At 37.7% G+C, this 22,369-nt stretch carries 16 protein-coding genes and 1 other annotated feature; of the genes, 1 reads left to right on the forward strand and 15 read right to left on the reverse strand.

Annotated elements, in window-relative coordinates:
* Window positions 1-141 precede the first annotated feature (141 nt).
* Together QME45_08405 and QME45_08410 are read right to left on the reverse strand one after the other, a co-directional pair.
* Window positions 142-1,962, reverse strand: a complete 1,821-nt coding sequence (locus QME45_08405; GenBank protein ID MDI6618685.1) for a nucleoside-diphosphate sugar epimerase/dehydratase — start codon at window positions 1,960-1,962, stop codon at window positions 142-144.
* Window positions 1,963-2,055: 93 nt separating this feature from the next.
* Window positions 2,056-3,210: a tetratricopeptide repeat protein gene (locus tag QME45_08410; protein ID MDI6618686.1), complete on the reverse strand. Its 1,155-nt coding sequence runs from the start codon at window positions 3,208-3,210 to the stop codon at window positions 2,056-2,058.
* Window positions 3,211-3,558: 348 nt separating this feature from the next.
* Between QME45_08410 and QME45_08415 the strand changes: the two genes are divergently transcribed.
* Window positions 3,559-5,022, forward strand: a complete 1,464-nt coding sequence (locus QME45_08415; GenBank protein MDI6618687.1) for an aminotransferase class I/II-fold pyridoxal phosphate-dependent enzyme — start codon at window positions 3,559-3,561, stop codon at window positions 5,020-5,022.
* Window positions 5,023-5,098: 76 nt separating this feature from the next.
* Here QME45_08415 and QME45_08420 read toward each other — a convergent pair whose 3' ends face one another.
* The 13 genes from QME45_08420 to pheS form a co-directional block, all read right to left on the reverse strand.
* A complete protein-coding gene (locus QME45_08420) occupies window positions 5,099-6,217 on the reverse strand; it encodes a glycosyltransferase (GenBank protein MDI6618688.1) in 1,119 nt (372 codons plus the stop codon).
* A gap of 47 nt (window positions 6,218-6,264) precedes the next feature.
* Window positions 6,265-7,572 carry a nucleotide sugar dehydrogenase gene (locus tag QME45_08425; protein ID MDI6618689.1) on the reverse strand — a complete coding sequence of 436 codons (1,308 nt, stop codon included), beginning with the start codon at window positions 7,570-7,572 and terminating at the stop codon, window positions 6,265-6,267.
* Between the two features lie 240 nt (window positions 7,573-7,812).
* Window positions 7,813-8,646 (reverse strand): hypothetical protein, encoded by an 834-nt coding sequence (locus QME45_08430; protein MDI6618690.1) that lies wholly within the window; start codon window positions 8,644-8,646, stop codon window positions 7,813-7,815.
* Window positions 8,647-8,662: 16 nt separating this feature from the next.
* Window positions 8,663-9,391: a hypothetical protein gene (locus QME45_08435; GenBank protein MDI6618691.1), complete on the reverse strand. Its 729-nt coding sequence runs from the start codon at window positions 9,389-9,391 to the stop codon at window positions 8,663-8,665.
* A 26-nt stretch (window positions 9,392-9,417) separates the two neighbouring features.
* Window positions 9,418-10,137 (reverse strand): WecB/TagA/CpsF family glycosyltransferase, encoded by a 720-nt coding sequence (locus QME45_08440; protein ID MDI6618692.1) that lies wholly within the window; start codon window positions 10,135-10,137, stop codon window positions 9,418-9,420.
* Between the two features lies 1 nt (window position 10,138).
* The gene (locus QME45_08445; GenBank protein ID MDI6618693.1) at window positions 10,139-11,245 is read right to left on the reverse strand and encodes a glycosyltransferase; all 1,107 of its coding nucleotides are present in this window, start codon (window positions 11,243-11,245) and stop codon (window positions 10,139-10,141) included.
* A gap of 65 nt (window positions 11,246-11,310) precedes the next feature.
* Window positions 11,311-11,838: a GNAT family N-acetyltransferase gene (locus QME45_08450; GenBank protein ID MDI6618694.1), complete on the reverse strand. Its 528-nt coding sequence runs from the start codon at window positions 11,836-11,838 to the stop codon at window positions 11,311-11,313.
* Window positions 11,811-12,356 carry a GNAT family protein gene (locus QME45_08455; GenBank protein MDI6618695.1) on the reverse strand — a complete coding sequence of 182 codons (546 nt, stop codon included), beginning with the start codon at window positions 12,354-12,356 and terminating at the stop codon, window positions 11,811-11,813. Before QME45_08455 ends, QME45_08450 begins: the two co-directional genes overlap by 28 nt.
* A 172-nt stretch (window positions 12,357-12,528) precedes the next feature.
* Window positions 12,529-14,910, reverse strand: coding sequence for an endonuclease MutS2 (locus QME45_08460; GenBank protein MDI6618696.1), 2,382 nt, complete (start codon window positions 14,908-14,910; stop codon window positions 12,529-12,531).
* 23 nt (window positions 14,911-14,933) lie between these two features.
* Window positions 14,934-17,390, reverse strand: coding sequence for a DUF3656 domain-containing protein (locus tag QME45_08465; protein MDI6618697.1), 2,457 nt, complete (start codon window positions 17,388-17,390; stop codon window positions 14,934-14,936).
* 314 nt (window positions 17,391-17,704) lie between these two features.
* Window positions 17,705-18,343 carry a cell division protein ZapA gene (zapA, locus tag QME45_08470; protein MDI6618698.1) on the reverse strand — a complete coding sequence of 213 codons (639 nt, stop codon included), beginning with the start codon at window positions 18,341-18,343 and terminating at the stop codon, window positions 17,705-17,707.
* Window positions 18,344-18,536: 193 nt separating this feature from the next.
* Window positions 18,537-20,939, reverse strand: coding sequence for a phenylalanine--tRNA ligase subunit beta (pheT, locus tag QME45_08475; protein MDI6618699.1), 2,403 nt, complete (start codon window positions 20,937-20,939; stop codon window positions 18,537-18,539).
* A gap of 13 nt (window positions 20,940-20,952) precedes the next feature.
* Window positions 20,953-21,972 (reverse strand): phenylalanine--tRNA ligase subunit alpha, encoded by a 1,020-nt coding sequence (gene pheS / locus QME45_08480; protein ID MDI6618700.1) that lies wholly within the window; start codon window positions 21,970-21,972, stop codon window positions 20,953-20,955.
* 59 nt (window positions 21,973-22,031) lie between these two features.
* Window positions 22,032-22,240 (reverse strand) — a binding site (T-box leader).
* Between the last annotated feature and the right edge of the window lie 129 nt (window positions 22,241-22,369).

Here is a 22,369-nt window from a genome sequence, read left to right on the forward strand (position 1 = left end):
TATCAAATAGTTCAAATTGTAACTTCGATTCGCCAAACCTTCGGTTTATAATTGATGTGCATATTTTATATTTGGAGAATATTCCTCAAATAATTTGTATACACCATGTAATATGTACTTGTGATGTTTTAAACATCACAGTCACTGCATATTTATTTTATAAGTTGGTACGATAGATTTTAAGTATTTTTTGATCGCATAATCATCGCTTTCATCGATTTTATGAAAATCATTTAATTCATTTATCAATATATTATAATCTATTCCGGTCAAATTACCAACAAATATTTTTTCATGGGCGGTTTTCTTAAGGCCCTCCTCTGCCATCAACACCTCTTCATAGAGTTTTTCACCGGGGCGGAGTCCTGTAAAGACGATCTTTATGTCCTTATCGGGTTCAAGGCCTGAAAGCCTTATGAGATCCTTTGCAAGGTCTATAATTTTAACTGGTTGTCCCATATCCAGTACGAATATTTCGCCGCCCTTTGCCATGGCTCCTGCCTGAATAACAAGCTGTGCCGCCTCCGGTATGGTCATAAAGAACCTGTTTACTTCAGGATGTGTCACAGTAACCGGGCCCCCATTTTCGATCTGCTTTTTAAAAAGTGGTATGACGGAGCCATTGCTTCCTAAAACATTTCCGAATCTTACCGAAACAAACTCTGTTTTACTGTATTTATCGATGGACTTTATTATCATTTCACATATCCTCTTTGTCGCACCCATTACATTCGTAGGATTTACAGCCTTATCAGTGGAAATAAGCACAAACCTTTTAGCGTTATACTTATCAGCGCACTGGGCAACATTAAGCGTTCCGAATACATTGTTCTTTACAGCTTCACACGGGTTATCCTCCATCAGGGGCACGTGCTTATGGGCTGCGGCATGAAAAACAACATCCGGTCTATATTCATTGAATATATCATCCAGTCTTTTTTTGTCCCTTACAGACCCTATTATTATCTTTAAATTCAAATCCTTATAGAGAAACTTGAGCTCGTTTTGCAGATCATATGCGTTATTCTCATATATATCAAGAATGAGAAGCTCTTTGGGATTAAACTTTGCAATCTGCCTGCATAACTCCGAGCCTATGGACCCTCCGCCTCCTGTAACTAAAATTATTTTATTCCTTAAATATCCGGCAATATTTTCTATATCAAGCTTTATCGGTTCCCTTCCCAGCAAATCCTCGATATCTATATCTCTCAATCTGTTCAATGTCAAGGATGATACATCATCCAGCATATCATTGACACTGGGAAGGATCCTCACTTTCCGTTTTACATCCTTGCATATGTTTATTATTCTCTTCTTCTGGAACTGATGTGCCGACGGAATTGCAATGATTATTTCATCTATGGCCTTCTTCTTGACTATCCTTGCAATATCGCTGCTGTTTCCTATCACTCTAACGCCATTTATGAATTTACCGCGTTTATATTTATCATCGTCGATAAGCCCTACGGGATAATACCCAAGCTCCTTGTTTTTCTGCATTTCTTTTATCATTCTCGCGCCCGCAGCTCCGGCTCCTATTACCAGCACATTCTTAAATGCCGACTTTTCTTTCTTGCTCCAGAAATAAGCAAACCAAAAAATCCTGTATGAAAATCTTATTCCCCCGACTAAAAGCATTATGAGCATCCATGATATCACATATATGCTCCTTGGCATCTGGATGCCAAAAATCAGCCCGTAAATATAACTTGCTATCGTAGATATGGTAGTCGCACTGACAATGGATATCAGCTCATTGACGCTTGCATATCTCCATAAACTGCTGTATAGCTTGAATAAATAAAACACAAAAATAAAAATAGCAGTTATGACAGGCGCCGAAGTAATATACCTCTGCATATCATGCTTTGGTATCCTGAGATATAAATCATCAAGGGAAAACCTCAAGTAAAGCCCGATCAGTATGGACACATTTATAAGTATTATGTCTATTATCATCAAAGTCAATATCCTGCATCTTTTCAGGAAATTCCTTATAACCTTCAAAATATCACCCTTTCAAAACGTTTTGCCGGAACAGTCCAACAGTTTTCATCTGTTCTCTATAAGCTGCTTCGATTGTTTTATTATATCATCATCAGGAGCTTTGTCATAAGCCTCGTTTATCATCTTCATAGCTTTATCATGCTCTCCATTTTCAGAATATGCCAAAGCAAGATTACACAAATATTCGGCATTATCTCTTTTAATGTGTACGGCTTTTTCAAAATACTTTATGGAATCCTCAATATCTCCTGTAAAAAATTTGCATAGCCCAAGTTCATTGTATATTTCCGAAAAGCATTCCCCATTTTTTAACAGATTATTCAAGAGCAGCTCTGCCTTTGCATAATTTTCAACTTTTCTGTAAGCAAGCGCTGTATAATAAATGGCTTCGCTCCACTTATCATATTTTTCGATAAGAGGTATCAATATCCTTAAAGCCTCCTCTATATGATTGCTATCGATCGATTGTTTAGCATGTTCAAAATTCCTCTGTGCACTTACTGCATCCATAAGCCTCTTGAGTTTATCCTTGTATTTGGGATCGCCAAGCGCACGATATGAATCCCCCCATATCTTCAATGCCATATCATATTCTTTCTCCTCCGCATAATAAAAACCCAAATAAAAACCGGAGTATGGGAAATCCGGATACTGCCTTTTCAGTTCAAAAAATATATAAAATGATAGATCATGGTAAAGCCTGTAATCTTTTCGGTTTTTATTTTTTAGAGACTGCTCAGCCATTTCTTTTAAAACTATGGCAGTATTGTATTTTATCTCTTTCTCTTTCTTATGTGTGAAACTCAAGGCATTAAAATATACGATGGAATCAAAATATTTCCGTTTTTTAGCATACTCCAAAGCATTTTTCAGAATATAATTTTCTATTTTATTATCATAATCCATTAATATTTTTAAATATGAATCATTATATTTGAAGCTGCTGTCGGAACCCATCACAAAGATGATGGAAGATATAATTTCATTTAATTTTATTGAATCTATATATTCTCCTGTTTTAATACCGTTTAACAGATATTCACTTTTTATAGGCAGCAATACATCTTTTTTGATGCATAAATTGTTTTTTAGGACAAGATCTTTTTTCAACTCAATGAATAATACATACTTCAGCCTGTCTTTCAACTTATCTTTTAATATTCCCCATAGTTTATCTTTTCTTTCACTGTTGTATTCCATTGCAAATACCCCTTACATCGAAGATTGACAGAATAATTATACCACTATTGTTCAGCACTTGCATTAAAAATAAAGTCTATAAACTTCAATTTGAAATTCAAATCACGTATAAACAGGATCATGCTATTTTGAGCAATGAATGAGCATTACGAAAGTTTTGATAAGTTCTATGAAATTTTATAATATATTTCTTTCACTTTTTATTGCATTTTAATATATCATAAATTATAATATTGTTGTTTTTAAACCAAATTATATTTATTCGCTTTGCAGAAGCCTGAAACTTTGTGCAATGAAGTTTTGGGCTTTTTGAATGTAAATATCTATACAAAAGGTGGGATAATTAAAATGTATAAATTAGATCAAACTCAAACTCCATTATTTGATGCACTAATGGAATATGTAAACAGAAATACAATCCCATTTCATGTACCAGGCCATAAAAAGGGGCATGGTATGGATGATAAGTTTAAAAATTTTGTAGGCAATAATGTTTTATCAATAGATGTCACTGTGTTTAAACTAGTTGACAGCCTGCATCATCCAACCGGACCTATTAAGAAGGCTCAGGAACTTGCCGCTGATGCATATGGCTCGGACAGGGCATTTTTTTCAATCAACGGTACATCCGGAGCCATACAGGCCATGATCATGAGTACGGTGACTCAGGGTGATAAGATAATAATCCCCAGAAACGTTCATAAATCCGTTACAGCAGGTATAATATTGAGCGGGGCGGTGCCTGTATATATGAGACCTGAAATCGACCATACAACCGGTACGGCCTTGGGTGTAACACCACAGGTGGTTGAACAAACATTGATGGACAACCCTGATGCAAAGGCAGTGCTTATTGTAAACCCGACATATTATGGTGTCGCATCGGATATCGAAAAGACCGCCCGCATTGTCCATTCTAAAAATATTCCCTTGATTGTCGACGAGGCTCACGGGCCGCACCTTAGCTTTAATGACAGGCTCCCTCTATCCGCTTTGGACGCTGGAGCGGATATGTGTGCCCAGAGTACCCATAAAATCATAGGTTCACTGACTCAAAGCTCCTTGCTGCATGTAAAGGGAAACAGGATCGATCATGATAGAGTTCAGCAGGTCATGAACATTCTGCAGACGACAAGCCCATCATATATATTGATGGCTTCCTTGGATGTAGCAAGAATGCAAATTGCTACAAAAGGAAAAGAGCTTTTGGACAAAGCTATAGATCTATGTGAATATGCAAGGGCAAAAATAAATAAAATACCCGGCCTTTACTGCTTCGGGAATGAAATACTGAAAGAAAAAGGCGCTTTCGGGTTCGATCCCACAAAACTTACTATTTGTTGCAGGGGTATGGGAATTACCGGATATAAAGTGGACCAGCTACTTGCAGATAAGTATCACATACAGGTTGAATTGTCTGATTTATACAATGTGCTTGCAGTAGGCTCCTTTGGAGATACAAAGGAAAGCTTTGATGCGCTGATTTCTGCTTTAGGGGAAATAGCGGACAAATACTCGGCAAAATCTGTAAAGCAAAATGATGTTCTTGATATTCCCGAAATACCAAGGCAGGTATGTACACCGAGAGAAGCATTTAACAGCATGAAAGAACCTGTAGACTTAAAGAGCAGCGCAGGCAGGATAAGCGGAGAATTTCTTATGGCATATCCTCCAGGAATACCGGTTTTATGCCCTGGAGAAGAAATAACCAAGGATATAATCGATTATGTCGAAGTCATGAAGGATGCCGGCCTATACGTACAGGGAACAGAAGATCCTGAGATCAATTATATACGGGTATTAACAAAATAAGCCGCATGTTTTTCACTAAAAATCAGGTGCTGCATGATGGACAAATGTCCATCATGCAGCACCTGATTTTTAATTCTCAACACAAACTCGCATATATATCTAAAAGCTTATGCTCCATATTGCCCCAGTTATACGACTCCCTGACAGCTCTTATTCCATTTTCCCCGAGTGTCTTGCAAAGCTTCGGGTCATCAAGGAGTTTTAAAATCGCATCTGCAATGCTTCTCGCATCGTTTGGATCTACGATGATGCCGCTGTTATATGCAGTAATAAATCTTTTCACGGACGGTAAATACCCTCCAATAACAGGCACTCCGCATCCCATATATTCAAACTGTTTTATGGGTATGTTTTTCGCATATCTTGGATAAGGCAAAAATGCCACGACGCCCATCCTTGATTTTTTGATATAATTCTCTACTTCTTCATGAGAAACACGCCCGATATACTTTATATTCCTGGAAAGGTTATTTTCTTTGATATATTTATATACTGCCTCTTTAACATCCTCATCATCGAAACTCCCTACAAAAATCATACTTATATCAGGCTTCTTGCTGCGTATAATATTTATCGCCTCTATTAGTTTAAGGGCACCTCTTTCTATGGATATCCCGCCTTGATAGATAACATCATATTCTTTCTCTACTTTTTCGCCGTCATCCGTCTTGAAATCCGTAAAATTATAGATGATATCGACATTATTATTAACCTTCGAAAATCTTTCTTTATTGTAATCATCCGTGCTTATTATATAGTCGAGCTTGGATGCAACATTTATCTCTTTCCTGTTGACATATGAAGCCCCGATTGGTTTTATAAATTCAGGTATTTTCCTTGACATCGTGATCATTTCAGGATAATATTCGTGTACGTCATATATTATTTTACAGTTGGGAACAAGCTTCTTTAATTTAAGTACTTTCAGTATTATTTCAAAGTCGTGAAAATGATATATATCAGCATTGATTTTTGCCGCCTCTTTTATGACTTTATCTACCAGGAAGTACCTTTGAATCAGCGATTTTGCCTTTGGTATTCCTATTATATGCACTCCTTTTACTATGTCCACCTTTTTATCATAAGGAGCAATAAGATATATATCATTGTACACTTTTTTCAAAGACATTATTTCTTTATAAAAAATCCTGCTGTCAAAGGCATTATGTCCTGTAGTCATGACGCATATTCTCATTTATAAACAAACCTCCATATTGACAAAAGCAATAGCGATAACCAGGATCATATTTTCCAGTACAAAAAGCCATACTTTTCGGCTTCTTCCTTTTTTATAGCCGACTTGGTATCAAGACAAACAGGCTTTTTATTCATCAATTCAGCCATATGTTTAATATTATCCAGATCTATTCCCTTCTGCCTTGCAAGTATTAATACGGCATCTGCATCCTTTAAAGCCCCATCCTGGGTATCTGATTTAAATTCGTACTGCGTAGGCACAGCAGGATCATACGCTGCAACATGTGCACCCCTATCTTGAAGTATCTTTATTATATCTATAGGGGGACTTATCCTGTCATCATTCGAGTAATCCTTCATTGCAATTCCAAGGATGGCAATTTTCGATGTGGAAATCTTCTTTCCAACCTTGCTCAGCAAATTTTCCACCTTATCCGAAATAAACTTCTGCAATCCTTCATTTTTCTTTCTGCAAAGCCTCAATATATCAAGGCTTACGCCTAATTGTTCCGCCTTAGGCTCCAGGTAATAATATGCATTCGGAATGCAATATCCGCCAACCCCCGGACCGGGCGTAAGCAGATTTACTCTTTTGTGGGTGTTTGCAAGCCTTATGGTTTCGAAAATATCTATGCCAAGGGATTCTGCAAATCTTGCAAATTCCTGCACCATGGCAATATTTACATCCCTCTGGACGTTTTCAAATACCTTCGACGTTTCAACAACCTTTATACAGGAGGCTTTGTATATTTCAGCCTTGCATATCGCTCTTAAAAGCTCAGAGGCCCTTTCAGCGCTGACATCATTTATGCCGCCGACAAGAGTCGGCATATTCTCAAATTCATCAAATGCATTGCCCTCTGCTATTCTTTCAGATGAATATGCAAGATAAAAGTCACATCCTGCCTTCATGCCGGATTCCCTCTCAAGAAGAGGCAGCAGCAATTCTTCAGTAGTTCCCGGAATGACCGTGCTTCTTATGATTATCAAAGTTCCCTTTTTCATATTCCTTGCAATTACGGTACATGCATCTTTTACATAATCGATAATATACTTTCCGTCAACAACGGGTATACCTACCGTGACGATTATGTTCTTGCTTTCGCTCACGGCCTCTTTTGCATCACATGTGGCTGTATATTTCTTTTCATCAATTTCCCTTTTCAATATATCACGAATACCCATACCTGAAAACTTTTCGGTATGGTATGTGATACCTGCATTTAAATCGTTCACGAGTTTTTTGTTTACGTCTACGCCGATTACCCGGTATCCTCTCAAGGAAAAACTTAGAGATAAAGGTAAGCCCACATAACCCTGGCCAAAAATACATACTTTTTTATCTGATATAATCTCGTCCTTTTCATCAATTTTTACATTGTAACTCAGTTTAATTCACCTCTAAACATTAGTATATTAAATATTGCCAAAGCTCTTGAAAGCTGGAAAAACAATATGGCCTTTAATATTATACCACCTGAATTCAGATAATCAACCTGTGAAAAAGGTATCAATATTTTTACACCATATTATTAATTATAGACATATTTTAAGTATAAAAAATAAACAAATTATTAAAAATTCCTTAAAATATTAATACCTTCTTATATTCTTAACGTAACCAGATATATATTCATCGCTCTTCCCGATAAAATAATTTTCATACTCCTGCGGCGTATAATCTATCAATTTATTGTAATAATTGACGACATTTATAAAAAAAGATGTTATATACTGCAGTTTTTCTATATTATCCTTCAGACTTTTATTTAATGCGTTTTTAATATTTTTCCTTAACTTTACTATTTCATTTCTTATGGATCCATAATATAATGAGCATCCATTTATATATTTCACCCTTTCAAAGCTCATAACAGCGGATTGTACATATAAAGGAAACAGCGAATCCAGAGCATCCTGGCAAAAAAGGCTGCTGCCGTTTTCATATCCGCTTATTATTTTCTTAAATTGAAGCAGCACATCATTGGCTTTTTTTCTCATATGAGGAATAGTGTCAACGATCTTCTTTACTTTATCCGCACCCTCCACGCTTTTTTCAATCAGAATGCCTAAGACACTTGATGCATCTTCATAATATCTTTTTTCGCTTTCCATCTGCGCGCCATTTTTAATAAGATTATTTATATTGAATCTTTTATTGTTAAGAAAAAACGAATAATAATAGAATAATCTTGCAAGACTTTTTAAAGTATCGTCGTCTTCTATATATTCACCCTGTTCATCTATGAAAATCATTCCTTGGATTTTTTTCAGCGGAAACATCAAAAAACTCCTGCGGTATACTATCTGATAATATTTATTGCCGTTAAAGATGACAGGATTTGAAACCATAGGGACTTCGCCTTTTTTTGAATATTTATTTGCAATTCCCTTGTACTTGCCTAACCTCAAAGTATATATAGACATTTCACATCCTCCGGATTTATTCAAGCATTCTGAGCTTGAAAAGTCTCGACCGCCTTGTAGACTCGTTTAAAAACCTAAATAATATACCTCTGTATATCATCGTAAACAATAATACAAACAATCCTGCTATATATTTCAATATACCGGGCACATTCCGCGGCCATGTTATAAATGACAAACCTCCGAACAGATAATAAATCAGCAATATCAAGATGGCATTAGGTATCATCCATTCGATAAAATTATCCTTCATAAATGATACACAGGCAGAAAAAATATTGAGTTCCGTTACGTAAGACTGGTATATAAATTCAAATATTGGGTTTAACAATACGATTACGGCAATATAAACAATCAAATTTATAACAAACCCACCTGAAATATTCTGTATTATCCTTAGAATCAACAGGTTATACACAAGCGATGCAATCCAAATATAAAAAGTTACATTTATTACCCTTCCCAAATATGGTGTAAAACTGTTTTTGAAATCGTAAATGCTGACAACCCTGCTGTTTATTATTTCCTCAATCAAATACAAGTATGAACTGATGCAGGCTGCAGAAACCAACGCAACCAGTATCCCGCCTACGAAATAAAGTCTCGATGCCAATGCGTATGTAACGCCCATCAAAGCCGAATATATGATAAGTACAAATGATACTTTCCAGTTTATGACCGTTAATTTAAAAGACCTTTTTACAGTATTTATATAGTATTTTATCATAAGCCTTGTAAGCTCCAAATGCAATCCCTCCCGTAAACTTCAATTTAGCCGTTCTTTTTTCCTCTTTTTATCACCATAAATAAAAATTTTGGAATGCTGGCAAGCCTTTTTATTCTAAAAGGCTCTTTCAAAACCCTGTACAGCCATTCCAATCCTGTATTCACCATCCAGTTTGGCGCTCTTTTCACTTTGCCGGAAATAACATCAAAGCTGCCCCCGACACCCATCAGTATTTTACATTCAAGCTGGTCCTTGTATTTTGATATAAACAATTCCTGTTTAGGGCAGCCCATCGCGACAAGTAATACATCAGCGCCGCTTTTGTTTATTTCATCGATTATGTGCTCGCAACTATCAATATCAAAAAAACCGTTATTGAAGCCTGCGATTATCGCATTATATTTTTCTCTGCAAAACTCCGCAGCCCTTTCGACCACCCACTGTTCTGCTCCAAGCAAATATATCTTTATATTATTCATACGGGAGCGTTTCAATATCTCCTCGATTATGCTGATCCCCGCAATCTTCTGCTTGAAACGCTGGCCTGTAATTCTACCCGCAATTAAAACGCCTATGCCGTCGGGTATTATATCAGACTGCATGCAAAGGGATTTTAACGTATCATTATGCAAAGCATTGTACAGCACTTCAGGATTGCCTGAAACGATTATCTTTTTTCCTCCATTTTCAATATCATTTAACAGCCTTTTAATGTATTCATCGATACCGCAATCGATTATTTTAAAGCCTAAAACTTCCGCCATATCAACCACCTGATAAAATATTTTTATAGCAATCGTAATATCGCCTGCAAAAAGCATTCAAACTATAATCGGATACAACAATATCATGGAGATTCCGTCCCATATATTTAAGCTTTTCTCTGCCGACATACGCCTTTTTCATTTGGATATATATATTTTCAACCGATAAAGGATCTATAATAAATCCAGTATCCTCATTCAATATTTCTTCTATATCGCCTACATTAGAGCATATGGCACTTTTACCTGCAACTGCTCCTTCCAGTATCACAATGGGAAAAGTTTCACTAAAAGATGTAAGTACATTTACATCCCCTGCATTTATGTAATCTATGGGATTATCCTGCTGTCCGGTGAATATTACTTTATCGGCGATATTCAACTGGCGTGCCTTTTTTTTAAGCTCATTTTCCATAGCTCCCGAACCTATCAGCATTATGTTTATATCTTTAAACTCCCTGATTATCTTCTCTGCGGCCATCAAAAAACCCATATGGTTTTTTACCGGGTGAAATCTTGCCACCATTGTATATACGAAAGCATTATCGGATATGCCATAATCCCGGCGTATTTCATCCCTGCTTTTCTCTATTTTAACATTTGTATCTATACCGTTTCTTACAACATATTTGCATCCCTCAAAACCCTTATGTTCCAGTAAATCCTTGATTTTATCTGATACACAAATATAATTGCCGAATTTTTTAAGCGATAATATATTGATAGGAGTAAAAGCGATATACTTTAACTTGTTGTTCAAAAAATCATATCTAAAATCGCTGTGTACGGTTGTAACAGCCGGTATGTTTATCTTATTTCTAACGATGGAGTAGATAAAGTTGGGCCTGGCTCCATGAAAATCCACAATATCGATGTCGTTTTCATCAATCGCCCTTTTTATATCCTTAGCCACATTAAAGTCCGCCCTGCCGGACTGACTAAAAAGCAGCGTATCAAAGCCGTTTCTATTCGCTTCATCGAACAGCTTTCCCTTGTTTATACAGCCTACTATATTTTCAAACATACCGGACGAACCCTTGCACAGATTAAAAAGGTGGGTTTTAGCCCCGCCGCTGTCGCCGCCTGAAATTATATGCATTACTTTCATAATTATCACTTCTTCCGGGCATATACCGAATTATTCCCAAGTGCATCAACACTATTTGAAGAATCTTATTCCCCGTCGGTTTGCATCTTTTTTGAAATGCTCATCGAAATGACATTTTTCATTTCTCCATGTGCAAATGTTCTATTATACAGCACTCCTTCTATTTTGTAGCCGGCCTTTTGGAAACATTTTACGGCCTTTTCATTTTTCTCAGTTATATTCGCATAAAGCGTGCATAAATTAAGCTGCATAAGGGCATATTCCGTCAATGTCTTTAGAGCATCATACCCGTAACCCCTGCCCCAGCAATTTTTTGCACAGATAACTATTTCGATCCCGGCTGTACCGTTTATCCAGTTTATATCCTTGAGTTTGCACAATCCGATCGGCACATTTTCTTCATTTTCAACCATAAACAGAGCATCATTTTTGCTACATTTTACGTTGGTTATGTAATCCTCCTGCTGCCCTTTGGAGACAGGATATACAAAATGCAAATAATCCATGATCTCCTTATCATTTTGCCAGGACGTCATTATTTCCGCATCTTCCATGCCGGCTTCCCTTAAGACTGTATATTCTCCTCTTCGCATTCTTCACCCTCTCCTTTTACAATCTTGCCATATTCGCTTTTCAATATCCCCATAAAATACATGTCATGGTATCTTCCTTCGTTGTATACTCCTTCTCTCATTATTCCCTCGACCTTCATACCGCACTTTTTAAAATTCTTGATGGATCTTTTGTCGTAATCAAACACCCATAAACCTATTCTGTTCAAATTTAATTCTTCAAAAGCAAATTTCATAAGAAGCCGCATTGTTTCGATCCTGTTTTCGTTGTCAAAATCTTCATCGAAATCCATTAAAATCGAGCACAAACAGCTCTTATTGATGAGATCTACGTTTTTAAGGGCACAAATACCTATTACTTTCTTTGTTTCCTTCTGGCATATGACAAAATTCATCGAATCGTAAATACCCTTTTTATGTATCCCTGAAAAATCCGTTCCGGTATTTGCAGCTTCTTCAAAATTATCATAAAGCCTCCTAATTTGAGGTGAATCTTCATTTTCTACAGCACGCAGAAGCACTTTCACACCATCAACCATTTTTCAAACCCCCAAAAATTTACTTTTCAGTATTAATTATAACAGATTCAAGTACCTTAGACAAACTATCTTCGATTCGTAATTTGAGCTAGCTTATGTCATTTTGAACACTCATTCGCCAGATGGATGCAAGTTTTGTAAATTATAAGGCCTGTAGCATTGGATGCATATTTTATCTGTTTATCTCAACAACTGTTACGCCCGTTCCACCTTCGCCATATTTACCCGGCCTGTATGATTTTACATGAGCATGACCCTTCAGCATATCCATTATTCCACGTCTTAATACTCCGGTGCCTTTCCCGTGAATTATCACAACTTCATCGAGATGTGACAGATAGGCATCATCCAGGTATTTATCCACATTTATTATCGCTTCATCAAGAGTCTGACCCCTTAGATCGATAGATGGAGAAACAGTCCTGTTTTTGGTTGAAGTTATTACTTTTATCATATGATCTTCCTTTACTTCACTACCCTTATTCTTGCTGAATAAATTCGAGATGTTCACATCTATCTTCATTATACCGGCCTGTACTGTCAAATCGCCCTTGCTATCAGGTAATGTCAAAACAGCGGCAGTTTTATTTAAGTTGGCTATATATACCGTATCACCTATCTTCACGCTTTTTACCGGTTTAAGCATACTATTATCCGTAAGTTGATTAACAGCAGATGTTTCCAATCCGCTTAACTTTTCATTGATCCTTCTTTTGGCATCGTTAAACTGCCTGTCTCTTTCCAGCTCGTTATCCATTTTTGAAGCCTGTCTTATTTCCTGTATAATTTCATCCGCTTCTTCTTTTGCTTGCTTTATAAGCTTTCTTGCTTCCTGTTTTGCTTCATTTATGACATTCTCCCTGGCTTTATCTAATTTTTGCTTTCTCATCACGTATTCTTCGTGTATTTTTTCAGTCTGCGCTCTAAGCCTCTCAGCTTCTTCCCTCTCATGTTCGGATACTATTCTGTTATGTTGCAGGTTTGAGATTAGATCTTCGAAATTCAAGCTTTCCTTGGGAACAAATTTCCTTGCTTTCTCGATTATATCTTCTCTAAGTCCAAGCCTTCTCGATATCTCGAAAGCATTGGACTTGCCGGGAACACCTATTGAAAGCCTGTATGTCGGCATTAGGGTTTCAACATCAAACTCCACGGAAGCGTTTTCTATGCCCTCCCTTTGAAGAGCAAATACCTTAAGCTCGCTATAATGAGTTGTCGCAATAACCTTACAGCCCCTCCCATGCAGCTCATCCAGTATGGACATGGCAAGGGATGCCCCTTCGGTCGGATCCGTTCCGGCTCCAAGCTCATCAAACAGGCACAGCGATCTGCCTGTGGCCTCGTTTATTATGCCTACTATATTGGTCATATGGGACGAAAATGTTGAAAGGCTTTGTTCTATGCTCTGTTCATCGCCTATATCTGCAAAAACCTGATCATATACGGATACCGATGACCCGTCGTCTGCAGGTATCTGAAGGCCGGACATTGCCATAAGAGTAATAAGCCCGGCAGTCTTTAATGTAACGGTCTTGCCTCCGGTATTTGGTCCGGTGATTACAAGTACATTAAAACCCTTTCCCAGCGATATATTGTTAGGCACCACAGTTTCCTTCGGGATTAACGGATGCCGTGCATTTTTTATATTTAAAAATCCTTTGTCATTTATGGTCGGCGGAATGCAGTTAAACTCAAATGATAATTTAGCCTTCGCAAAAATAAAATCCAGCTCTGAAAGTATATCGTTATTCACATTTATACTGTCGATATTCTGACTGATTTTCAGCGTAAAGTCTGAAAGTATCCTTTCGATTTCCGCCTTTTCCTTGGACTTTAGCTCATTTATATCATTATTCATGTCAACAACAGCCATGGGCTCTATAAAAAGGGTGGAACCGCTGGCAGACTGGTCGTGCACAAGACCCGCAAAACTCCCTTTATACTCCGATTTTACCGGAACTACAAACCTGTCGCCTCTTACGGTTATTATATGTTCCTGCAATGCCTTTGAATTTTCCGATGACCTTATTATGCTGTTCAATTTATCCCTGATTGCATTATTCTTTTCACGTATCTGTTTTCGTATATTATAAAGGGATACAGTCGCCCTGTCGGATATCTCATCTTCACTTATAATGCATCTATATATCTCATCCTCCAGCGGCTTGTTTGTGGTAATCCCTGAGATCAAGTCGTCAAGCAGAGGATAATTATCCTTATCATCTTTAATCTTATTCTTGAAACTTTTGACGCGGCGCGCACATCTCAAATGATCGGCAATTTTTAAAATTTCCCCCATGTTGAGCATTGAACCTATCTGCGCCTTCTTCAGGCTCTCTCTTATATCATGAAGCCCTTCAAGGGGATATGCGCCATTTTTAAATATTATCCTAACAGCCTCATCAGTCTCCTGCTGCATTAATTTCACTTCATTCAAATTGCTGCTGGGAGTCAGATTCCTGGCAATTTCCCTTCCCATTTCCGATAAAGCCATTTCGGATAATTTATTTATTATTTTATCATATTCAAGTACCCTTAAGGTCCTTTTATTCAACAGATATCACCTCAAAAATCAATTTACTCCGTACCTCTGTAATAATTTCCCCTCGTATAATCTCCCTCTACTGCTCTTCTCAAAGCACCCGGCGTATTCACACTGCCTTTATCCAAGCTATCCGCTGCCCATCTGAACGACTTAACAATATCATATACCTCATCCTTATTTTCATCCAGTATATTGACCCTGAATATATTTATGCCGGCATCATATAGATCTTTTACATTTTCCAGCATCGAAAGTTTTACGGAATTGTATATATGGCTCCTGCAGTATATATCGGTTTTTACAGGAAATTTCATCCCCATCCTGTCGGTAAGGAATATATCCTGCTTGCTTCTGCAATCTTTGCCTTTGCAATTTAACGCAGCGCCTATCGGGCAATATTCACTCACCATGACTTCAACTCTGCCATAGCATAGCGCTTCGCAATTTTCAATATAAGCGGCAGCATCGCTGATTTCATTTATTGTAAGTTCAGGGGATATGGATATAAATTTGCTTTTTAATTTTCCAAGAAGCTCTGCCTGAATGCTGTTATATATATTCAAAGAAAATCCACAGGCAAATGGTATGCTATTATCAATTGAAAATTTAAGTATTCCCATGTTGTCGGCATATATTCCATCAGCCCCGTCTTCCATTCCGGACAAAAGTTCTGAAGTTATGCTTTCAAACTCCCCCTTTATTATCCTGGGGCTGGAAATAAAAATCTGTTTTCCTCTCATCCTGGATTTCTTTATGGCGGTTTTATAATCCATATCATGGCCTCTTAGCTTATCCCCTCCAAAGATGATAATATCACATCCTGCATCGGCTGCGCAATCTACCAGAGCCGAATCTTTAATATATACACTTATTCTGCATTTTTTATCTTTATCCGGTGGATCTCTATGCAGCATGGCCTCCTTAATATGGCACAGATAATTGAAATCCGCAGGAGTCCTATCTTTGACATCCATCCTGCATTTTGTGATCCTTTCGATAGATTCCCTTCTCATCATATTTAAAGAGCTCAGAGGAAGTGACAGCCCGTCGTCCAGCATTACATTAATACTGCTTATAAAAAAAGGCGTCCCTCCGAGCTTGCATATCTGCTTTTTGACCTTTTCACTGTCTAACGGCTTATTTATAGCTGATTCAGGCATCCTTCCGGAAACTTTTACAGTATTTTTATCTGCGTCGCTTAAAATTATGGTGCTATTTTCATTCCGCCTTATGATTATATTGCATTTCAAGGGAATCTTTTTTACAGGCAATGTACTTTTATAAGTTTTTTCCAGACTTTTAAGCAAATTATAATCGGATGTTTTATATACCCGATCGTTGACATTTCCTCCCCTGTACTCTAACGATACAGTATCGCCCCTATTACCTCTCTCAACTTTTTTGCCGTTTAAAAGGAGTTTATCAACTTTAAACCCGATATTTTCCATGTTCTTTGTCCATATTTCTATCCCATCATTGATACAAAGTCCTTCTTCAAGTTTTATATCGAATTCTTTTTTAGCCTTGTTTATTTTATTGATCCTCCCGATAAATATACCCCAATTCTTAGGCCTTTCAAAACTCATCATCTCTTTCCCACCCCGGCCAAATAAGTACGCGGTGGTAAATCCGCCCCTGTTGAAGGATTCCAGCAATATCTTTTTGTCTTTATCGGATATTTTCACGTTCCCAGAATTATAGTAATCATCGATGGCCCTTCTATAAACCGATATTACGGCTGCCACATATTCCGGTCTCTTCATCCTGCCTTCCACCTTGAGGGACTTGACGCCACTTCTTATAAGCGAATCGATATTCTGGGCAGTACAGAGATCCTTCGGGCTCATTATATAACCTTCATATATATTTTTCCCGTTTCCTATTTTGTATTTTTGCCTGCAGGGCTGTGCACACCTTCCCCTGTTTCCGCTTCTTCCGCCTATCATGCTGCTCATAAGGCACTGCCCCGAGTAACATATGCATAAAGCGCCATGGGCAAATACTTCTATTTCCGCTTTTGTACTGGATGCGATGATTTCGATTTGATCTATGGACAATTCTCTTGATAAGACAACCCTCTTATATCCCAAATCATTATACAAAAAATCCACGGAAGCTAAATTATGCGCTGTCATCTGCGTGCTCGCATGAAGCTCGAAGTCCGGGAAAATATCCCTTATGAGCTTTCCCACACCCATGTCCTGTATTATCAATGCATCAACGCCACAGCTATAAAGGTATGCGACATATTCGGGAACATCATAAAGCTCATTATCTTTTAAAAGTATATTGAGGGTGATATATACTTTGACACCCCTTATATGGCAGTAATCCACAGCCTTTTTTATATCATCATTATCAAAATTGCCCGCATATTGCCTTGCACTGAATTTTTTCCCTCCGATATATACAGCATCCGCACCATTTTCAACCGCAGCCTTTAAGGAATCCATATTACCTGCAGGCGCAAGCAATTCAACTTTATCCATATTATTTCCACCTTTGTTATAATCTGACTTCGATTCGTAACATGAAATCAGGCATAAATAGGATTATATTATTTTGAGCAACGAATGAGCATTATGAAAGTTTTGATAAGTTCTTGGCCTTGCTGCCGCAAAAGAATCCTTAGAGCTTTTGAATGTCTGAGCAAAGATAAGTTTCAAGAGCTCTTGGATTCTCAAAGCTGCTGGCCTTAGAACTTACAAAACTTGAATCTGGCGAATGAGTACTCAAAATAATATAAGCCAAATTACGAATTGAAGATAATCTAAATATAAAAATAATAGACAGCCTAAGCCGTCTAAATTATTTTATCTTCATTATTATAACCAATTTTTAGCTCATCCAATTCCTTTTTTATTCTCTCCTGCTCTATTTGATTTTCAAGGAGCTGGTTTTGAAGTTCAATTATCTTATATTTTGAATTGGCGAACCCTGTCTTTACTCTTTCAAGCTCTTTCTGATTGTTCTCCTTTTCGCTCTTTGTAATCTCGCACTCTTTGTATGCCCTGGACAGTTCCTCGGTTTTATTTACATAATCATTATATAAAATATCGTACTTCTGCTTTATTTTTTCCATTTCGCCCGTATTTATTTTTAGTTCATTTGTTTTTTGATCCAGCTCCCGCCTTAAATTTTGCAGCTTGATATTTGCCGAATCATATTTTGATTTTAATTCATTCATTTGCGTTTTATATGCATTTATTTCTGTTTTTGTCTTCTGGTATTCTTTTTTAACCTTTAGAAATTCATTGGAAATGTTCAGAGCCGAAAGCACCGCCGTAAAAGTCGGGTTAAGCCTGTTATTGTTTGCGCTTATCCTTTTTATCTCGTTATCTACAAAGTCAGCCACCTTAAGCAGTACTTCCTCACTTTCATCACCCTTTAGCGTATATTCATTTCCGTTTATATGAACTGTAACTTTATTTTTTTCAGGCATATCCATCCCTCCTGGGGGTATAATATTTCATAAAAACAATAAATCATAGATTTTATAACTTATAATGTTACAATTATTAGATATATTCTTTACGAAATTCAAATATCCTTCTTTATATACAAACTATGTGAAATAATATTAAAAAAATGCGGCACGCCAACCTTGTATCTAAAGTATGGCGTGCCGCATTTTTCTAAAGCCTCAACTTAGCATCCAGCCTGGATTCAATCTCTCTTATTATTTTGGCATGGATTTCATTGACTTCTTCATCCTTTAATGTCCTGTCTTTCGACCTGTATATTATGGAATATGCAATGCTCCTTTTACCCTCGGGTATCTGTTTGCCTTCATATACATCAAAAAGCTTTATATCTTCAACTATGCCCCTTCCCTTTTCCCTTATTATATTTTCTATATCGGAAGCCATCGTATCCCTCGAAACCAAAAGATCCAAATCCCTTTGAACGGCCGGATACTTTGGAATCGGTTTGAAAAATCTTTCTATCATGCAGTTTTCAAGCAACGCATCAAAATCCATCTGGCATAAATATGTGCTGTCGGGCAAATCATATCGTTCAGTAATATCCGGATGTATCTGCCCAATAATGCCCGCATTTATTTTTTTTGCATTTGAATCTCCTTTTTTTGTATAAATCAAAATATCGGCGGTTTTGCCAGGATGAAACGTCATATTTTTATTATCCCTGACAAATTCGTATCCATCCATGCCCAGCGATTTAAGCAGAAGCTGTACTATGCCCTTGAGATAATAGAAATCATAATCCCCATACATGCCTATCACAAGCATATTTTTTTCATCCGGAAGCTTTTCACCATCTTTTGGAATATATATTTTACCTATTTCAAACAAGCCGGCGTTTTCATTCTTTTTGCTGTAGTTCCTGCTTAAAACGCCGAGCATACTGGCGATCATTGTGGTCCTCATTATGCTTAAATCTTCGCTTAGCGGATTTAAAATTTTTACAGTATTCCTTAAACTGCTGCCCTTCGGAATATTTATCTTGTCAAAATCAGAGGGACTTGCAAATGAATAACTGATGCATTCATAAAGCCCTGTGCCGACCAGCACTTCTTTGATTTTGTCTTCGATACGCTGCTTTTTATTTCTTCCGCCCTGCATGGTTTCACCGGAAATCATGGTGGATTTTATATTGTTATAGCCGTGGATTCTTGCTATTTCCTCCGCAATATCCACCTCCAGCTCTAAATCGCTCCTGTAAGTTGGAATTGTAAGGCGCATCTCTTCTCCATCTTTTACTTTTATGTCTAATCGCGTAAGTATGTCTTTCATTTCATTCCTGCTTATGGAAGTACCTAAGAATCTGTTTATCCTGTCTGCCGATACATCTATAGTCCATGGCTTTAATTTATCTTCATATTTATCTATTATCCCTGATACAACATCACCTGCGCCAAGTTCCGCTATAAGCTCCGCAGCTCTGTTTAAAGCATCTAAAACGATATTCGGATCAAGTCCCTTTTCAAACCTCGACGATGCTTCCGTCCTAAAACCCAAAGCCTTTGAAGCAAGCCTTATGGATGTGCCGTTAAAGCATGCGGATTCAAGAAGAACCGCTGTAGTTTTTTCAGTAACCTCCGAACTTTCTCCTCCCATGACACCTGCTACAACTAACGGCTTATCCCCGTCCGCAATAACAATCATAGAGTTTTTTAAAATCCTCTCTTTCCCATCAAGAGTTATAAGTTTTTCTCCGTCCAATGCTCTTCGGACAATAATCTGCCTTCCGGAAATCTTATTATAATCATAAGCATGAAGAGGCTGGCCGTATTCTATCATCACATAATTGGTTATATCGACGATATTATTGATAGGCCTTATACCTGCCTCTGTCAGCCTTTCCTTGATCCAATCGGGGGATTCACCCAATCTTACATTTTTAATCAATCTTGCGGCATATCTTTTGCACAGGTCTTTCGCTTCAATATTTATATTTATATAATCATCTATCGACTCGCTGTTTTCTTTTACTTTTATTTCGGGAATATCAAGCTTCCTGTTTAGCGTAACGGCGGCTTCCCTTGCAATACCTATAATACCTAAACAGTCCGGCCTGTTCGGCGTTATTTCAAAATCTATTATCACGCCATTCAAACCCAAAACTTCTTTAATATCGGCTCCAACTTTTGTGCTGTCCGGAAGTATCAGTATTCCGTGTTCAGCGTTCTTCTCTTCAATACCGAGCTCCTTTGCCGAACACATCATACCGTTTGACTCGACGCCCCTGAGCCTGCCTCTTTTTATTTTTACATTCCCCGGAAGCGTAGAACCGTGAAGCGCCACAGGGACAATATTGCCAACCTTTACATTGTTAGCTCCTGTCACTATCTGAATTACATCTTTGCCCGTATCCACCATGCAAACAATCAGCCTGTCGGCGTTTGGATGCTTCTCGATTTTTAATATCTTCCCTGTTACGACGTTTGATATTTCCTTTCCTGTTTCTATAACATCTTCAACCTTCGACCCAGACATCGTCATGGCATCGGCTAAGTACTGAGGATTCAAATCGTCTATTTTTATAAAATCGTTTAACCACTTTAAAGGTACCAGCATATTTATCCCTCCCTTAAAACTGCCTCAAAAATCTTATATCGTTTTCATAGAAAAGCCTTATATCGTCTATTACATATTTTATAAGGGCAATCCTGTCAAGGCCTATGCCAAAGGCAAACCCGCTGTATTTTTTAGAATCGATGCCGCAATTTTCAAGAACCTTTACATGAACCATCCCGCATCCTAATATCTCAATCCATCCCGTTCCTTTGCATACGCTGCATCCTTTGCCCTTGCACACCGAGCAGCTTACGTCCACTTCGGCGCTTGGCTCTGTAAAATTGAAGTGATGGGGCCTGAATTTTGTTCTTGTATCTTCACCAAATAATCTCTTCGCGAATACATCAAGAGTTCCTTTCAGATTCCCCATCGTAATGCCTTCATCCACCACAAGCCCTTCTATCTGCGCAAACACCGGAGAATGCGAGGCATCAGGCGTATCAGACCTGTATACTCTTCCGGGAACTATTATCCTTATAGGAGGTTTGTGTTTTTCCATATACCTCGCCTGAACCGGTGACGTATGGGTCCTTAAAACAACATCTTCGTTTATATAAAAAGTATCCTGCACATCCCTCGCCGGATGATTCTTGGGTATATTCATGGCTTCAAAGTTGTAGTAGTCAAGCTCAACCTCGGGACCTTCCACTATAGAAAATCCCATCCCTGTAAAAATATCCTTTACCTCATCCAGCACTTTTGTAAGGGGATGCTTTGCACCTCTTCTGATCTCCTTTCCGGGAATAGAGATATCTATTACTTCTTTTTTTAGTTTTTCACTTTTTTCCGCTCGCTTTATTCTGCCTTCCGCCTGCACCAACAAATTTTCGATTTTTCCTCTCACTTCATTTGCAAGTTTGCCTATGGCAGGCCTTTCCTCCGCTGAGAGTGAGCCCATGCCCCTCAATATTGCTGTTAAACTGCCTTTTTTGCCAAGATACTTTACCCTTATGGATTCAAGTTCAGAAGAAGTCGCGGCTTTATCGATGTTCAAAGCCGCTTCATCTTTGATTTTTAATAGTTCTTCTTTCAAATCATATCACTCCTTACCTTTTATATTTGGTAATTTATATAAAAAAACTCCATCCCATAAAAAGGGACGGAGACTAATCCGCGGTACCACCCAGCTTGGTAAAACCCACTCAAAATTTTAACGGAATCAACCGTCAGGGCTTACTTTATTTCAGCCTTGAAGCTCAGGAGCGAACTTTCATAATTCCTTGCATAAGACCGCTTCCATCAGCTTGCAGCCTCTCTCTGCATACAGGATACATATTACTCTTCTCCATCATCACCTATGTATTTGTGTAGATTATAACACATAAAAACTATTTGTCAATATATAACTGCTTGAGTTTCCGCATATTTATCCACAACTCAATTATCAAAGTAAGTTCCACCCCTTATCCTCTTAAAGTGGAAGTTACCCT

The organism is Clostridiales bacterium (assembly GCA_030016385.1).
GTDB lineage: Bacteria > Bacillota > Clostridia > Clostridiales > Oxobacteraceae > JASEJN01.

Coding starts and splice junctions, on each gene's coding strand:
- QME45_08445 (MDI6618693.1), bottom strand. CDS start 11,245: ATGAAAGTAATGCATATAATTTCAGGCGGCGACAGCGGCGGGGCTAAA.
- QME45_08455 (MDI6618695.1), bottom strand. CDS start 12,356: ATGGTTGATGGTGTGAAAGTGCTTCTGCGTGCTGTAGAAAATGAAGAT.
- QME45_08465 (MDI6618697.1), bottom strand. CDS start 17,390: ATGGATAAAGTTGAATTGCTTGCGCCTGCAGGTAATATGGATTCCTTA.
- QME45_08410 (MDI6618686.1), bottom strand. CDS start 3,210: ATGGAATACAACAGTGAAAGAAAAGATAAACTATGGGGAATATTAAAA.
- QME45_08405 (MDI6618685.1), bottom strand. CDS start 1,962: ATGATAATAGACATAATACTTATAAATGTGTCCATACTGATCGGGCTT.
- QME45_08440 (MDI6618692.1), bottom strand. CDS start 10,137: ATGGCGGAAGTTTTAGGCTTTAAAATAATCGATTGCGGTATCGATGAA.
- QME45_08415 (MDI6618687.1), top strand. CDS start 3,559: ATGTATAAATTAGATCAAACTCAAACTCCATTATTTGATGCACTAATG.
- zapA (MDI6618698.1), bottom strand. CDS start 18,343: ATGCCTGAAAAAAATAAAGTTACAGTTCATATAAACGGAAATGAATAT.
- QME45_08430 (MDI6618690.1), bottom strand. CDS start 8,646: ATGTCTATATATACTTTGAGGTTAGGCAAGTACAAGGGAATTGCAAAT.
- QME45_08450 (MDI6618694.1), bottom strand. CDS start 11,838: ATGCGAAGAGGAGAATATACAGTCTTAAGGGAAGCCGGCATGGAAGAT.
- pheT (MDI6618699.1), bottom strand. CDS start 20,939: ATGCTGGTACCTTTAAAGTGGTTAAACGATTTTATAAAAATAGACGAT.
- QME45_08420 (MDI6618688.1), bottom strand. CDS start 6,217: ATGAGAATATGCGTCATGACTACAGGACATAATGCCTTTGACAGCAGG.